Origin of the sequence: Segetibacter aerophilus (genome assembly GCF_007991655.1) — a bacterium.
Lineage (GTDB): Bacteria > Bacteroidota > Bacteroidia > Chitinophagales > Chitinophagaceae > Segetibacter > Segetibacter aerophilus.
This window is the reverse complement of sequence record NZ_BJYT01000022.1, coordinates 17700-32513: the sequence shown is the minus strand read 5'-3', so window position 1 is coordinate 32513 and position 14814 is coordinate 17700. Positions and strand designations below refer to the sequence as shown.

Here is a 14814-nt window from a genome sequence, read left to right as displayed (position 1 = left end):
AGCGCAACCAACATTATTGCACGTCATTGATGTAGAAGTTTAAGAATGAAACCAAGTTTAGATTTGCATTCATCAAAAAGTTTTCAAAATGAATATAGAAGACATACAATCCATTTGTAAAGAATTACAAGCCGTTACAGAAGATATAAAGTGGGAGCATGATCTTGTATTTTCTATAGGTGGAAAAATGTTTTGTATTGTGGGGCTTGATCAAGCACCTACATCAGCATCCTTTAAAGTAAAAGAAGATGAATTTGAGGAATTGTCAAACCGGGAAGGTTTTAAACCTGCTCCTTATGTAGCTAAGTACAAATGGGTACTAACGGACGATATTAACAGGATGAGTAAGACGGATTGGAAGAGGTACATTGAACAGTCATACAATCTAGTAAAGGACAAGTTGCCAAATAAAACAAAAAAGCAATTGGACGTATAGGTGGAGATAAACGTAATCGAATAGTTACGATACAAAAACTTCTACCTTTGCTCTTCAATTTTACAATACTTCAATTTACACAATATGCCAGGTTTTGAATTTTGGGGAGAGGAAGAAAAAAAAGAAGTCAACGACGTATTAGAGACAGGGATTTTGATGAGATATGGTTTTGATGGACCAAGGAAAGGAGTTTGGAAAGCGAAGGAACTCGAGCAGGAAATTTGTAGAAAGTTTGGGAGCCAATACGCCCAGTTAACAAGCAGCGGAACGGCTGCACTTACAACAGCAATGGCTGCTTTAGGAATTGGCCACGGTGATGAAGTGATAATGCCGACTTTTACTTTTGTTGCAAGCTTCGAGGCAGTATTGAGTGTTGGTGCGATACCTGTGTTAGTGGACGTAGATGATACACTGACACTAAATCCTGAAGCAGTAAAATCAGCTATTACGCCAAAAACAAAGTGCATTATGCCTGTACACATGTGCGGAAGTATGGCGGATTTAGATGCTTTAAAAAACATATGCGAGCAGCATGACCTCGTCTTATTGGAAGATGCTTGTCAAAGTATTGGTGGTAGCTATAAAGGCAAGATGCTTGGTACCATTGGCAATGCGGGAACCTTTAGTTTCGACTTTGTCAAAACAATGACTTGCGGAGAAGGTGGAGTGGTAATGACAAATAGCGAAGACATTTATACAAAATGCGATGGCTATACGGATCATGGTCACGACCACCTTGGAGGTCCTGATCGCGGTGCAGATCTGCATCCTTTTATTGGCTACAACTTTAGAATAAGTGAACTACACGCCGCTGTCGGACTGGCCCAAATAAGAAAGGTTGACCAGTTCCTGGCGATTCAAAAAAAGAACCATACCCAGCTCAAACAAATCCTTTCGCAAGTTCCCGAAGTTTCTTTTCGCTCAGTGCCTGACCCTGCAGGCGACAGTTGTACTTTTTTAAGCTGGTTTCTTGCAACCGAAGAAATTACTGTAGCTTTTGTTGAAGAAATGAAAGCCCAGGGAATCTTAGCAGGCAACTTCTATTGGTATAAAAACAACTGGCATTACATCACAAAATGGGATCACTTAAAAAATGCTGAGTTTTTGAACAGGCAAGCACATGACGTTACCGAGAAGCTAAGATCCTATGCCACCCAGTCTTTTCCTGCAAGCGATGCTATCATGAGCAGATGTATATCAACAGCAATAAGTCTTTTGTGGACGGATGAACAAATAAAAGAAAAAGGAGAAAAAATGGTAGCTGCAATAAGGAAAGCGCTTGCTCACGTTCCTGCAGAAGTTTGAAAAGGAAGCAATTGACTTCTTTTTCTTTATAACTTCATTTTTGTCTTTAAGCTACTTTCGATTTAGGCCTACGCCTGAAATAACCGTTTAAAGTAACATAACCAATCAAGTCATATCCCTTGCTATCTAGGAACTGTAACAACTTATTGGTTTCGTAGTTCTTGATATTAAAATCGTGTATTTCAATTAATATTAGTTCGGGATGATATCTTTCGAAATCGAGAGAAATTAGCACCTCAAAGTCATGTCCTTCTACATCGATCGTTAAGAAGTCTATGTCTTGCGGAATTGAATTTTCATCAAGAATTTGAGTTAAGGTTTTTGTTATAACCTTCCGCGCATTTTTATAACGCCATCTCTCTTTCCATTCTTTCAACAAACGGTTGTCTAAAGTCGATACTTCAGTTTCTTCAAATTCATAAAATGTCATTTCCTTGACTTCATTAGAAACAGCTTCGCAGACCGAAATGTCCTTAGGTCTCAGTGTAAATTTCTTAATCAAATCCGGATTTGCGTCAACATTTATACCTGTCCAACCTCTTTTGTAAAGCTCAAACGTGTTTGAAAAGTTAATGGGGTGGTTGCATCCTATATCAACAAAAAAGCCCTTGCTTTTACGAATGAAAAATTGAATGATAACGTCTTCGCCAAATTGGGAGAAAGACTCTCTAAGGTTTACACCTAGTATTTTACTAACCAATTTATAGATAGCCAACCTCAATGCAAAAAAGAATGGGAATTGGTGAAATAGGATTTTAATTGATTTCAATATTCAAAGTTTTTTGAGGAAAACAATGTAAGTCAATTTCCTGGTTCTTAGAGACGGCGTAACTATCGTGAGAAGAAATACAATCAAAAAGCCTGCTTAGGTCTGTCAGCCTTAGACCCTTTACCTTCCATCCTATCTGTATACTCCAAACTTCCCAACCTAAATCGAACAGGAACTTTGATAGCTTTCTCGAGTTGAATTTCTTTTTTGCAAAAAAAGCCTAATGTGCTGGTATAATAATTTGAAGCCATTAAATTGAAAGGTGCAGAGCGCAGACTGGCAGTATTTGTAGTATCAGTAAGTTTAGTTGAAGCCGATCCCGGAAAGTAATCTGTTCTCCCAAATGGCGCTTTACCAGCCTGCGCAATTTGCAGAACCCTTTGACCGTTTGATGTAAAGCATACAAATAAATTAATAAACAAACAAATAGTGCAACCTCTCATGCTTAATGAATTGGTTGTAAATTTACCCCGAAATGTTGAAAGCGTTTGTTAAGGCAAAAGCACAAGATTTTGGCAAAACTAAAACATCTTATTTGCGACTTTTGCAAATTTTAGATGCACTGGGAAACTTAGAGGAATACAATGTCATTAAGTCAATCATTACAACAAAAGCTTTTACAAAAGTTATCGCCTCAGCAAATTCAGCTAATGAAATTGCTGCAGGTACCTACGGCTAATCTTGAGGAAAGGATAAAGGAAGAACTTGAAGAAAACCCGGCTTTGGAAGTAGGTGAAGATGGCCATGATGACTTTGAAGAAGCAGATGATTTTAAAAGCGACTCCGAAGAAGAGTATGACTCCGAGGGAAGTACGGATGAGTACGACAATATAGACCTGAGTGACTACGTGCACGAAGGCGATGATGAAGTAGGCGATTACAAACTGCGCGATGAGAACTACCCCGAAATGGATGAGGGCAAAGTGATACCCATCAGGGTAGAAACTTCTTTTCATGAAGTGTTGTTAAACCAGCTTGGAATGATGGAGCTGGATGAAAGAACCCAAAAGATTGCAGAGCAGATCGTAGGAAGTATTGATGATGACGGTTATTTAAGAAGGGAAATGTCTTCCATTTCTGACGACCTCGCTTTTCGTCAGAATATTCTTTCGTCTGAAGCTGAGATTGAAGGCCTGATAAAACAAATTCAACAATTTGATCCCCCGGGAATTTGCGCACGGGATTTAAAGGAGTGCCTGATACTTCAACTGAAACGTAAAACCGGCGAGGGAAAAGAAGTTGAATTAGCGATGCAAGTGTTGGAAAAGTACTTTGATGAATTTACAAAAAAACACTACGAAAAGATACAAAGGGGGCTAAGCCTTACCGACCAACAGTTGAAAGATGTCATCAACCAAATTATTAAACTTAATCCTAAACCAGGTGGAAATATCGGCTTTGTAAATAAAGCCGAGAGTTATGTTGTTCCTGACTTTTTTATCTTTAATAATAATGGAATTCTCGAACTGACGCTCAACAGCAAGAACGCACCGGACTTGCGTATTAGCGAGGGTTACCGGGATATGATAAAAGATTATGAGAAAGGCAGTAAAAAAGATAAGAGGCAAAAAGAAGCCGTACTTTTTATAAAGCAGAAGATAGACTCAGCGAAGTGGTTTATCGACATGATCAAGCAACGCCAGCAGACTCTGATAGGCACGATGTCAAGTATCATGAATTACCAGAAGGAATTTTTTCTCACTGGTGATGAAACAACTCTAAAGCCGATGATCCTGAAAGATATAGCTGAGATGACCGGCCTCGACATTAGTACGGTCAGCCGTGTCGCCAATAGCAAATTCGTACAAACCGAGTTCGGGACCTACCGCCTTAAATTTTTCTTTAGTGAGTCTTTAAGCACCGATAGCGGCGAAGAAGTAAGTACGCGTGAAGTGAAAAAGATCTTAAGTAATTTGATAGAGGCAGAAGATAAACGTAAACCACTGAGCGATGAGCAGCTTACGGATATGCTTCAGGAAAAAGGATACAACATTGCCCGGCGTACGGTGGCAAAATATCGTGAACAACTAAACTTGCCGGTTGCCCGGTTGAGGAAGCAGCTGTAAATGCAAGATCTTCAAAGCGCGCCGCCACTTCAACCCACGCAGGTGTACCCGCTCCCACAGCCGAGGGCGCTAAAATTACTTGGCAACTTTTTCTCGTACTTTTTTCACCCGCTGTTTATTTCGGTTTATGTTGCCTGGTATCTCATCTACTTTCACCCATACTCATTTGCCCGCTACGATGACCGTCAAAAGTTACTAACGCTTGCATTTGTATTTTCGATTACCGCCTTCTTTCCGGCGATAACCGTTTTTCTGCTATGGCGGCTCAAGTTTGCGAGTTCAATTTATCTGCGTACGCAGAAAGAACGGATCATCCCGTATGTGGCTTCCATCACTTATTTTTTTTGGGCATATTATGTAAGTAAGAATATGCCAGGCGGTCCATCTGTGATGACTTTTTTCTTTCTTGGAACTTTCCTTGCTGCAAGTGCAGCGTTGATGGCAAACAACTATTTTAAGATTAGCATGCACGCGATAGGGGTTGGTGGCGCGGCAACATTCATGATGCTGCTTGGGGTTGTGTCAGGTGAGCCTATAACTATTCCAATTGCTATTGCTACCATTATCGCAGGCGTTGTTTGTACTTCCCGGCTCATTGTTTCCGATCACCATCCTTACGAAATTTACTGGGGTTTAATTATTGGCGCCTTGTGCCAGTCGGTTGCGTGTTACTTTGTTATGTAGTGTCTCTTTAATCCAGCGACGGAATAACGCCCTGCAGTTGTTGCGACGCTCCGTTCTACTTCATCACACTATGGATCTTTTTCAGCCGTTTATTTATAAACTTCATAAATAGTCGCTAAAGCTCTTCAAGCTAAAATCACCCATTTACACACCTTCGCTGCTATCAATTGCTTAACCTTCACATAGCTCCATTTCTTCTTTAATGTACATTGCAAGAAAATTTTCTATGTCGAATCGTTTCTTGATATCTCTGTTATCTGGGTTCTTCCTATTCATCGTTGCATGCAGTCACCCTCCTTACTATGCCTCTAATAAAAGTTATAAAAAGCAGGCGAAAGAATATGCAAATACAATTAAGGAGCAGCCTTCTGTATTTACCGTTGTCGGTGGCATGTCACCTGCCTGGGTTGGTACCACTAATTTTAATATGCGGAAGCCGAATTATGTAATTATCCATCACACAGCTCAAAATAGTTGCGACCAGACTTACAAAACATTTACCCTGCCACGTACCCAAGTAAGCGCCCATTATGTTATTTGTAAAGATGGATTAGTACAGCACATGTTGAATGATTACCTAAGGGCATGGCATGCAGGAGCAGGAAAGTGGGGTAATCTTACCGATGTTAATTCCGCTTCGATAGGAATAGAAATTGACAATAACGGTTTTGAAACGTTTACTCAACCGCAAGTAAACAGCTTGCTCCAGTTACTAGATACTTTAAAACGAAAATATGCCATACCTGCTGCCAACTTTATTGGGCATGCGGATATTGCCCCTACCCGAAAAGTTGATCCTAATATTTACTTTCCATGGAAAACATTGGCGGAGCACGGTTATGGTTTATGGTATGGTGATACATCCCGGGTAAGTGTACCAACAGACTTCAGTAATACAAATGCCTTACGTATTATCGGGTACGATGTAAAGGACTCTACTGCTGCGATCGCCGCTTTCAAACGACACTTTCTGCAAGACAGCTCAAACATTATCACTGAAGCTGATAGAAAGATCTTGTTGGACCTGATGAATAAAAGCCTGTAAAAGGTTTAAAGTAAGAGTTAAGAACTGAAGTCATTCTTCCCAAATAATACAAACAAAAAAGCCGACAAGTGTAAGTTGTCGGCTTTCGATTTATATATAGAGTACTAAGATTTTCTAAATGTAAGTAGCAGAGTATTGCCTTGTCTTATTTCAAGCATGTTACCGGTCAAACTATAATTGTCAGCTTTTTTTAGTGCAGCTAAAAACGCCGCCTCATCATATTCGTTACAAGCCATTTTAGAAGTAACAATATTTCTACCAAACTGAATGTCCTTGTTGCTAAAATTGAAGCTACCACTCATGCTATTGCAACCAGTAGTGCCTGTGAATACTTGTCTTGCAGCGTTAATTGTAAGAGAAGGCATCCGCTTCCAGTACTGAAAAGGTTGAGCTGTTGTATCGAAGGTGGTTGTAGTCTTGTAATCAAGATTTAAGCGAGCCTTAGCTGTATCGTATAATGCATTTCTCTTGTTATTTCTGGCTCTTACTTTTGACCTTGCTGACGTACCGCTTGTTCCGCTGGCACTGGCCATCGTTGCATCTGTTCCTGAAGCCATTGAAGCCATAGACGAGTCTGTTGTTGCGGCCGCTGCGGCTGCTGACGTATCCTGATACCACGTCGATGTGCTGCTCCAGCTACCGTTAGAAGCAAGCATACCATCTAATCTCCAAGTTCCGTTAAGGCTGGTGTCTTTTGTTGCTCTATAGGCCCAATCGCGATCAGCGGGAGTAAGAGAGGCAGAAGCTTTTGCTGCACTGGTCATTGTATCTCCCCGGCTTACATTCACATTGGAAATTCCAGGTCCAGCCGGTGTAACTGCTTTTCTTGAACTGCTGCAAAAAGCAAAGAATAAGCAAAGTGGTAATACAAATATTGTTTTTTTCATACTTACGGTTTTGTTAGCCCAAAAACCACAACCGTGCCAAAAACAGAGTTAGTAGCAAAAAACAATAAAAAAATTTAAAATGAGGCTGCAAAAAGGCTAAGACAGGTTAGTAGACTAAAAGTTTAAGTCAAAGAAGATGATTTAGCCAAATTGTATTAAGAGTGTTTTTTTGGTGTAAAGTAAAAAAAGAAAACCCGGCCGAAAAACTTCTAAGAGGTTAATAGAAAAAGTGAAAGTTTTTCTTGAATTAGTTAAATCTCCCAAACTCGTAATTGCTTCTGAAGTACCCATTTTATTTTTGCGGGTTAATAAATGCTCGATACCTCTCTTCATATAGCTCTCGTCGGAAATCCTAATAGTGGTAAGTCTTCCTTGTTTAACGGTTTAACGGGCCTAAATCAAAAAGTCGGAAACTTTCCGGGAGTAACAGTAGATAAAAAAACCGGAAAGGCTACGCTTGAACCGGGCGTTACCGCAAACATCATTGATCTTCCTGGTACTTACAGCCTTTATCCCCGTAGGGCTGATGAGTGGGTGTCGTATAAGGTTCTAATGCATGTAGACGAACACGTCAAGCCAGACATGGTCGTACTTGTTGCAGATGCAAGCAATCTAAAACGCAACCTGCTCTTTTGCTCGCAGATGATCGATCTAAAAATTCCTGTAGTAGTTGCTTTGACCATGGTTGATCTCGCTGCTAAGAAGGGTATTAAAATAGATCTTGAAGAGTTAGAAAGAGAATTAGGAGTTCCGGTAGTTTCAATAAATCCAAGGAAGAATAAGGGTTTACCACAATTGAAAAAGATATTGTTGCAGACGGCAAGGCAACAACACAAAGCTTCTTCCCGCGACTTTATTGGTATTAAGAGTTTGGCTGAAAATGCGGTTCATGCTGTTCAGAAAATTTTTCCTGCCTTACCTGATTATGCCGCCGTTCATTACCTTATTAACCACGAAAATTTTCCGCTTACTCAGGAAATACAAGATAAAATAGAGGGGATTGAAGTTGCCAATCATTTCAACCCTACTCGTTTACAGGCGGAAGAAATCATGCAACGATACGGCAGGATTCGCCAGATAATGCAGCAGAGTGTTGTTGAAGACGATCCGCTTGAGCGTAAGTTATTTACCGAAAAGCTCGACAACATTTTATTACACCGAACCTGGGGCTATGTTATTTTAATATCGGTTCTGTTTCTTTTGTTTCAGAGTATTTTCTGGTTGGCAGAATATCCGATGAACGCTATCGAATGGATTTTTGCTTCTGTTAGCGGCTGGTTAAACGGAGCAATTACTTCCGGCTGGTGGAGCGACCTGATTATTAACGGGATCATTGCCGGCCTTAGTGGAATTCTTGTCTTTGTTCCCCAGATAATGATCCTTTTCGGGCTGGTTACGATCCTTGAAGATACCGGTTATATGGCGCGCATTAGTTTCCTCAGCGACAAACTTATGCGCAAAGTGGGCCTCAATGGTAAAAGCGTAATGCCAATGATTAGCGGTTTTGCCTGTGCAGTTCCAGCTATTATGAGCACCCGCAACATCGAAAACAGAAAGGAGAGATTGCTTACTATTCTGGTAACACCGTTAATGAGTTGTAGTGCGAGGCTCCCTGTATACACCATACTTATCAGCCTGGTTATTCCAAATCGGTACTTTCTTGGTTTTCTAAGTTGGCAAGGGTTAGTGATGATGGGGCTTTATTTATTAGGCGTAGTAATGGCGCTCATCGTCAGCTATGTTTTTAAGTGGATTATTAAATTACAGGAAAAGAGTTTCTTCATCTTAGAACTGCCTACATACCATGCTCCGAGATGGAAAAATGTAGGGGTAACCATGATTGAAAAAGCAAGGATTTTCGTTCGCGATGCAGGGAAAGTGATTATGGTTATAAGCCTCCTCTTATGGTTTTTAAGCAGCTATGGTCCTTCGAAGGGGATGAACAACTTGCAGGCAAAGTATGAAAAGCTACAGCAACAGCCCAATGCAGATAAGATTGCTCTCCAAAAAGAATATCGATCTGAAAAACTTCAAAACAGTTATGCAGGTGTGCTTGGTAGAGCTATTGAGCCAGCCATTGCACCACTCGGTTATGACTGGAAAATAGGAATAGCCCTCGTTACTTCTATAGCCGCAAGGGAAGTATTCGTAGGAACTATGGCAACCCTGTATAGTGTCGGCGAAGACAATGAAGATACCTCGCTGAGGCAGAAAATGCATTCAGCTGTCCGTCCAAACGGAACTAAGGTTTATACACTTGCCACAGGTATTAGCCTGATGGTTTTTTATGTTTTGGCAATGCAATGTATGAGCACCCTTGCGGTAGTAAAAAGAGAAACTAAGACCTGGAAATGGCCTATTGTTCAACTGCTTTATATGACCTTCCTTGCGTACGTGGTGGCTTGGGTTGCTTATATAATAGCCAGCTAAAGAGTGAGTTTTGAGATAGGATTGTCCGTCCTTATGGGTCAAGCAATATTAAGGGTCGCACCTCGTGAACCTATGATAGTTCAAATACACTCATCAACTACAATTACACACGGCACTTTTTTTGCGGAGGAGCAAGCACAATGATTTTTATATGAAGAAATTGCTGCTTCTATTGGCTTTTATCCCAACTGTCTTATTTTCTCAATCAAGAAAAGAAAGAAAAGCTTTAGAAGCTCAGCAAAAGTTAGATCAGGTTGTGATCAACAATTTAAAAAGCCATGTTCAAAATTTAACTGGCAGTAAGGCATCAACGAGCTTCGAGGCGAACGCAACAGAATACATCAGCAGTCAATTTAAATCTTTGGGACTCTTACCGAAAGGGACCAACGGTTTTATCCAGTCGTTTAAGATTGACAACGGAAAAATCATTGACCCCTCAACCTACTTGAAAATTAATGATAAGGTACTCGAGCTTAACAAAGACTATTTCCCTCTTTCTTTTTCTGCAGAGAAAAAGGTAAAAGGAACGCCTGCAATGGCGTTAAGGGAAAGAGGTGTGCCATGGTTTGTTGATATTAAAGACCTATTTGAGGATGGTGCAAAATTGCAGGGAAGCAACATGGAGGAAGCAATAAAAAAAGAATTTGTGAGGGCGGCTTCTAAAGGTGCAACGGCCCTGTTTATTTACAACTCAGGTTCAGCGAGTGATAGCATTATTTACAATAGCAAAGACAAGTCGGCGCCCTCACCCATTCCCGTTTTTTATATTACTGCTGAAGGGCATAAAAAGTATTTTAGCGATCATTCGCAGGTATTGGATGTAGATGGAAATGTAGCATTTAAAGAAAGCAATTTTTCCGGAAGCAACCTAGTCGGATACCTTAACAATGGAGCTTCTTCAACAATTGTTTTAGGAGCTCATTATGCTCCTTCTGCAAGGGAAGCAGGTAAAGGTGAAGAAGCGACAAAGCCTAGCACTGCGGGAGCCGATGACAACGCAAGTGGAGTGGCTACGTTGATTGAACTCGCAAGAATGTTATCTGCATCAAAGGCAAAAAACAACAATTATGTATTTGTAGCTTTTGGAGGTGCTGACAGAGGTACAATCGCCAGTAATTATTGGTTGGAGAATGCCGCAATTAGTACTCCTGTTAATTACATGCTTAATCTGGACATGGTTGGAAGCTACAGCGATGGCAAAGCCTTACTTGTTCAAGGTTACAGTACATCGCCTTTATGGAAAGAAGTGTTTGCTTCGCTTCCAAATAAAAAGTTACAGGTAAACATTGACAGTGTAAGTAGCGTGTCAGCGGCTGCCAGTTCCTTTTATAAAAAAGATATTCCTGAATTGTATTTCTCGTCTGCAAATCATCAAAACTACACAACAGCGGTAAACGATGAAAGCAAGATAAATTATAGCGGTACTTTGCAAATCGCCAAGTTCATTACTTCACTGGTGGAAGCAATGGATTCAAGAGGTAAAGTTGGGTTTGCAAAAACCTCTAACCAATCTGCACCAGCTGCAAAGGTTGCAGAACCAACCGCTGTTGCTAAACCTGCCAGCGCTAATGAGAACCAAGGCTCTGCAATTTCACGGTCTACAGTAAGCCTTGGGGTGATAGCTGATAAAACAAACAGTGAAGAGGGTTTAAAAATAAGCGGGGTTACGCCAAAAAAACTGGCGTCAAAGTTAGGATTACAATCGGGGGACGTTCTTACTGACCTTGGCTCCTATAAGATTTCAGACATGAAGACTTACATGCAGGCTTTATCGAATTTCAAGGCAGGGGATAAGACCACTCTTCGCATTAAAAGAGGGAAAGATGATAAAGAATTTGCTGTAGAGTTTTAACTTTACCCCCGAATGAAACTAACTCTCGATAACGACGCCATTACTGACGATTTCTTTTCTGATACACGATTGATCGGTATTGTCGCGCCAATTAAAAACTACCAGTTTTGCTGGCAGTTAAATAACCTCCTTGGATTCAACTTCCGGCTCGATACTGAAATTGATAAGCAGCTACGAAAGAAAAACAGGCAGTATTTCTTTTCGGTCTATCAGCATGAAGAGAATAACTTCTTAAAATATTATCTCTTCCATAATCACTGCGACGGCGAATATCTTTTGCCGGAATTTAAGCACCTCGACTTCTTGTTGCTCATGAAAGGCGATTATGTAGATGACTCCGGATGTAGTCATATCATTACAACTATCAAATCTATTGCTACTGTGCAGATGGTTGCAGAGTTAACAAACGAAAAAATCAAGAACAAAGAGCATCTTGTTTTCTAGTATGGAGTTTTAGCAATATTCTAATACTAATTCATTAGGAACTACTGGGGCAGGGTTGCCAACATAGGATAGTACTCATACTTATTTATCTTACTTGCCGGGTCGTTCTCGATAATACGCTTTACTTCATCTTCGTTATCTGCTGCAACAATTGCCAGGCCGAAAGCGCCATTAGGATCAAGGACGGGTCCAAAAATTAAGATGGATCCTTGGTTCATGTATTCTTTCAAATACTCTGCGTGTTGTTTCATAACACTCAATTCCTCTTCCGTCATTGTTTGCGAAAAATCAGGCCTTGACGGAATAAGCTTCAGAACAAATATTTTTTCATCTTTTAGATTTTGCTTGAATATTAAGGTTGCTTTCTTAACTAAGGTTTTACCTGAGTACTGTCTGTTGCTTGCAAGTCCTTATCCTTATCCTTGTCTTTTTTTCTTAGCTTCTTAAATAGATCAAGTTTAAACTGAACGTTACCATCAGGGCCTGGTCGGCCTCTGACAAAAATACTTGCTCCACCTTTTGAGTCTGCACCTTTATTTTCAGGAGTATAATCTCCATCTCTTTTCTTAAGGTTGCTAAGAGGTATTTGTATTCCAATGTCGGTATTGGTGCCCACTATACTGTAAATACCTTCGACATATAGTGTAAGAACGGTAGATTGTATCTCCATTCTATGAAGGAAAATTTCCTTGTTTTTTATATCGAGCCGATCTTTCAATTCAGCAAAATAAATCTCACTAAAATTTCTCTTTTTAAAGGCGACCTGCTGAATCTTCTCCATTGGAGCATAGTTAAGCAAGGCGCCCTGTTTCAAAGAAAAATCTACATAACCTACAATGTCTTGAGGAGTTCCCTTTAGATCCCGATCGAGGTTCATCGTGACGTCTACTGTTGAAGTAAGTTTTCCGCGAAGATTCTCGTGAGAAATACCATCCTGCCCAAAATCATTGAAAGCATACATCACTTTATTTACATCCACGTTGTGCATATTGACTTTTATACTAGACCCATAAAATCTACTGTTCTTCGCAAGGAGGCTTCCGCTGATAGACATTGACCCACCCGCATGTTGAAGGCTAACGTTATTTAGAATCCAGTTTTCATTAATCAACCCAATCGAAGCCTTCACCTCCGAAGCAGTAAACTTATTAAAGGAGAGTTTATCAGCCTTTATATTCAAACGCAAATTCGCCTGGTCAACTATTTCGTCAACATTTTTTGCAGTGCTTCCAAGTTTTGATTTACCTGCACTTGTTCTAGCAGCAGAGGCCCTTTGCTTGAAAAGAGAAGTCAGGCTATTTAGGTTTAAAGAAGGAGAATAGATATTCCAGTCAAGCAAAATTTTACCTGGGCTTGTATTCATTAGCGCGAGTAAATTTTTTCCACTTCCACTCATCACCAATTTGTTGCCCTGCACATTTCCCTTGAACTCCGTAACATATACATCGGTTTTTTTGAAAATAATATTGCCGCTAACATTAGTCATTGGAAGATTGCGCGGATGATACATAATTACTCCGTCGGAAAATGAAAGCTTGCCCGTTAAAGCTGTGTTTCTATTTGAATTATGAGCTAACGGTCCCGAATAGGTGACATCAAGCAATCCTTTTCCCTCATGTAAATCAAGCGTACGTGATCCAAGCAGGGAGTTGAGCTGGGTCAGGTTGAAGTTAGTTTTGATATCTGCATTGATCATTGGGTATACCAGGTTGTCAATATAGATGTTTTCAGAAGTTACTTTAAGCCCTTCGAAGTCTCCCTTGAAGTTGTGAAATTGCAACCTTGAATTTGGGTCTTTTCTTGGTAAGCCGGCAATTAGTTCATTGGTGAAAGAGCCCTCGAGCGAACAATCTGCAAAGCTCGCAAAAGGCGATTGCACATTGTTATCCTCTAATTTCCATTTGATATTAACCAATGGGTCTCCGCCATTTAACGGACCGCTTATGTCCGCGAAAACTTCGTCCACTGGCTTCTCAATCTTAACAAGCGATAGAGCTGTAGCAATCTTTGGAGTAAGCAGAGCCTTTGCCTCTTCGTAGTTTATATCTTTTGTCGATATTTTTAGTGCGAAGGTAGGAGCCTGGGTAAAACTGAAAGTACCTGATAAAGTGAAAGGATGATTTTTGAAACGTATTTCAATATTCTCAAAATTTAACTGCTTCCTGCTTTTGATGAATGCAACACTGAAATTTCCATCCATCTGCGTTTCATGAACATAGCTGCCGAAGTCGGTATTTAAGGCAAAATTATGAATGAGAATATTGTTGGAAGTCTTCAGAGTTAGAAGCGAATCACTATTATTGATTCTGCATGTCACCTTTTTTACAGCAAAGTCATATAGCTTCTTTTTTCTTTTATCATCTAAAATCAGCCTCACGTTTATAAACTTTACACTTTGTATCTCAGTCTTTGCCGTTGAAGGTTTGTCTACTTTGCCAGTAGCACTTTTAGGGGCTAACAGGTAAGAGTTTGTATAACCGGAGGTATCAGTATAAACATATAAGTTCCCGTTCTCGATCTGGATTGCGTTTAATGGATTATTTCTTTTAATAAGGTTTACGACACCTATGCTTGCATATACTCTTTGAGCTTCGAAGAAGGGATGTTTGTGTTGATTGAAGAGCGTGTCTTTTATAGAAACGTTTTCAAGCTTAATAGAAATTCGAGGAAACTGTGCAAGAAAGCCCAAACTAATGTCACCTATTTGTACTTCACCATTTAGCTTGTCGGCAACCTGTTCTTTTATTTGACTAATAATGTCTTTTTTCTTAGCAACGATATAAACATATGCGACGGTGTAAACCAACACCAGCACTCCAAAAAAAATGGCAAGTCCCTTAAGTGTATATCTTAAAAATTTTTTCAACAGTTAACAGGTAAAATTTTTATGCCATCT

The 14814-nt window shown here is 40.1% G+C and carries 14 protein-coding genes; 9 read left to right on the top strand and 5 right to left on the bottom strand.

Translation table 11 applies throughout. The features are described from left to right. The first annotated feature begins 88 nt into the window (after positions 1-88). Together SAE01_RS20000 and SAE01_RS19995 are read left to right on the top strand one after the other, a co-directional pair. Complete coding sequence (locus SAE01_RS20000; RefSeq protein WP_147205580.1) at positions 89-436, top strand: MmcQ/YjbR family DNA-binding protein; 348 nt, start codon at positions 89-91, stop codon at positions 434-436. Between the two features lie 84 nt (positions 437-520). Then, positions 521-1741 (top strand): DegT/DnrJ/EryC1/StrS family aminotransferase, encoded by a 1221-nt coding sequence (locus SAE01_RS19995; RefSeq protein WP_147205579.1) that lies wholly within the window; start codon positions 521-523, stop codon positions 1739-1741. A 46-nt stretch (positions 1742-1787) separates the two neighbouring features. Here the strand turns inward: SAE01_RS19995 and SAE01_RS19990 are convergent, their stop codons facing one another. Both SAE01_RS19990 and SAE01_RS19985 read right to left on the bottom strand, forming a co-directional pair. After that, the gene (locus SAE01_RS19990) at positions 1788-2510 is read right to left on the bottom strand and encodes an FkbM family methyltransferase (protein WP_170234217.1); all 723 of its coding nucleotides are present in this window, start codon (positions 2508-2510) and stop codon (positions 1788-1790) included. Positions 2511-2593: 83 nt separating this feature from the next. Next, a complete protein-coding gene (locus SAE01_RS19985; RefSeq protein ID WP_147205577.1) occupies positions 2594-2953 on the bottom strand; it encodes a hypothetical protein in 360 nt (119 codons plus the stop codon). Positions 2954-2985: 32 nt separating this feature from the next. On the opposite strand from SAE01_RS19985, the gene SAE01_RS24580 reads away from it, so the two are divergent. The 4 genes from SAE01_RS24580 to SAE01_RS19970 all read left to right on the top strand — a co-directional run bounded on the left by SAE01_RS24580 (position 2986) and on the right by SAE01_RS19970 (position 6305). Continuing rightward, positions 2986-3189, top strand: a complete 204-nt coding sequence (locus tag SAE01_RS24580; RefSeq protein WP_170234214.1) for a hypothetical protein — start codon at positions 2986-2988, stop codon at positions 3187-3189. After that, a complete protein-coding gene (gene rpoN / locus SAE01_RS19980; protein WP_246113291.1) occupies positions 3161-4576 on the top strand; it encodes an RNA polymerase factor sigma-54 in 1416 nt (471 codons plus the stop codon). The genes SAE01_RS24580 and rpoN overlap by 29 nt, the downstream gene beginning before the upstream one ends. Beyond that, positions 4577-5260: a hypothetical protein gene (locus tag SAE01_RS19975; RefSeq protein ID WP_147205575.1), complete on the top strand. Its 684-nt coding sequence runs from the start codon at positions 4577-4579 to the stop codon at positions 5258-5260. Positions 5261-5486: 226 nt separating this feature from the next. Beyond that, on the top strand, positions 5487-6305 hold the full coding sequence (locus SAE01_RS19970) for an N-acetylmuramoyl-L-alanine amidase (protein WP_147205574.1): 819 nt from the start codon (positions 5487-5489) through the stop codon (positions 6303-6305). A gap of 104 nt (positions 6306-6409) precedes the next feature. On the opposite strand, the gene SAE01_RS19965 is transcribed toward SAE01_RS19970, so the two are convergent. Continuing rightward, positions 6410-7192 carry an META domain-containing protein gene (locus SAE01_RS19965; protein WP_147205573.1) on the bottom strand — a complete coding sequence of 261 codons (783 nt, stop codon included), beginning with the start codon at positions 7190-7192 and terminating at the stop codon, positions 6410-6412. Between the two features lie 312 nt (positions 7193-7504). Between SAE01_RS19965 and feoB the strand changes: the two genes are divergently transcribed. The 3 genes from feoB (at position 7505) to SAE01_RS19950 (ending at position 11918) form a co-directional block, all read left to right on the top strand. Further along, positions 7505-9622, top strand: coding sequence for a ferrous iron transport protein B (gene feoB, locus SAE01_RS19960; RefSeq protein WP_147205572.1), 2118 nt, complete (start codon positions 7505-7507; stop codon positions 9620-9622). Between the two features lie 151 nt (positions 9623-9773). Then, positions 9774-11474 carry a M28 family peptidase gene (locus tag SAE01_RS19955; protein ID WP_147205571.1) on the top strand — a complete coding sequence of 567 codons (1701 nt, stop codon included), beginning with the start codon at positions 9774-9776 and terminating at the stop codon, positions 11472-11474. Between the two features lie 12 nt (positions 11475-11486). Beyond that, the gene (locus SAE01_RS19950) at positions 11487-11918 is read left to right on the top strand and encodes an IPExxxVDY family protein (RefSeq protein ID WP_147205570.1); all 432 of its coding nucleotides are present in this window, start codon (positions 11487-11489) and stop codon (positions 11916-11918) included. A gap of 41 nt (positions 11919-11959) precedes the next feature. Here SAE01_RS19950 and SAE01_RS19945 read toward each other — a convergent pair whose 3' ends face one another. Both SAE01_RS19945 and SAE01_RS19940 read right to left on the bottom strand, forming a co-directional pair. Continuing rightward, positions 11960-12223, bottom strand: coding sequence for a YciI family protein (locus SAE01_RS19945; protein WP_262713381.1), 264 nt, complete (start codon positions 12221-12223; stop codon positions 11960-11962). Between the two features lie 65 nt (positions 12224-12288). Then, positions 12289-14784, bottom strand: coding sequence for an AsmA-like C-terminal region-containing protein (locus SAE01_RS19940; RefSeq protein ID WP_147205568.1), 2496 nt, complete (start codon positions 14782-14784; stop codon positions 12289-12291). Positions 14785-14814: the final 30 nt, after the last annotated feature.

Coding starts and splice junctions, on each gene's coding strand:
- SAE01_RS19995 (WP_147205579.1), top strand. CDS start 521: ATGCCAGGTTTTGAATTTTGGGGAGAGGAAGAAAAAAAAGAAGTCAAC.
- rpoN (WP_246113291.1), top strand. CDS start 3,161: ATGAAATTGCTGCAGGTACCTACGGCTAATCTTGAGGAAAGGATAAAG.
- SAE01_RS19955 (WP_147205571.1), top strand. CDS start 9,774: ATGAAGAAATTGCTGCTTCTATTGGCTTTTATCCCAACTGTCTTATTT.
- SAE01_RS19965 (WP_147205573.1), bottom strand. CDS start 7,192: ATGAAAAAAACAATATTTGTATTACCACTTTGCTTATTCTTTGCTTTT.
- SAE01_RS19950 (WP_147205570.1), top strand. CDS start 11,487: ATGAAACTAACTCTCGATAACGACGCCATTACTGACGATTTCTTTTCT.
- SAE01_RS19975 (WP_147205575.1), top strand. CDS start 4,577: ATGCAAGATCTTCAAAGCGCGCCGCCACTTCAACCCACGCAGGTGTAC.
- SAE01_RS20000 (WP_147205580.1), top strand. CDS start 89: ATGAATATAGAAGACATACAATCCATTTGTAAAGAATTACAAGCCGTT.
- SAE01_RS19970 (WP_147205574.1), top strand. CDS start 5,487: ATGTCGAATCGTTTCTTGATATCTCTGTTATCTGGGTTCTTCCTATTC.
- SAE01_RS24580 (WP_170234214.1), top strand. CDS start 2,986: ATGTTGAAAGCGTTTGTTAAGGCAAAAGCACAAGATTTTGGCAAAACT.
- SAE01_RS19985 (WP_147205577.1), bottom strand. CDS start 2,953: ATGAGAGGTTGCACTATTTGTTTGTTTATTAATTTATTTGTATGCTTT.
- feoB (WP_147205572.1), top strand. CDS start 7,505: ATGCTCGATACCTCTCTTCATATAGCTCTCGTCGGAAATCCTAATAGT.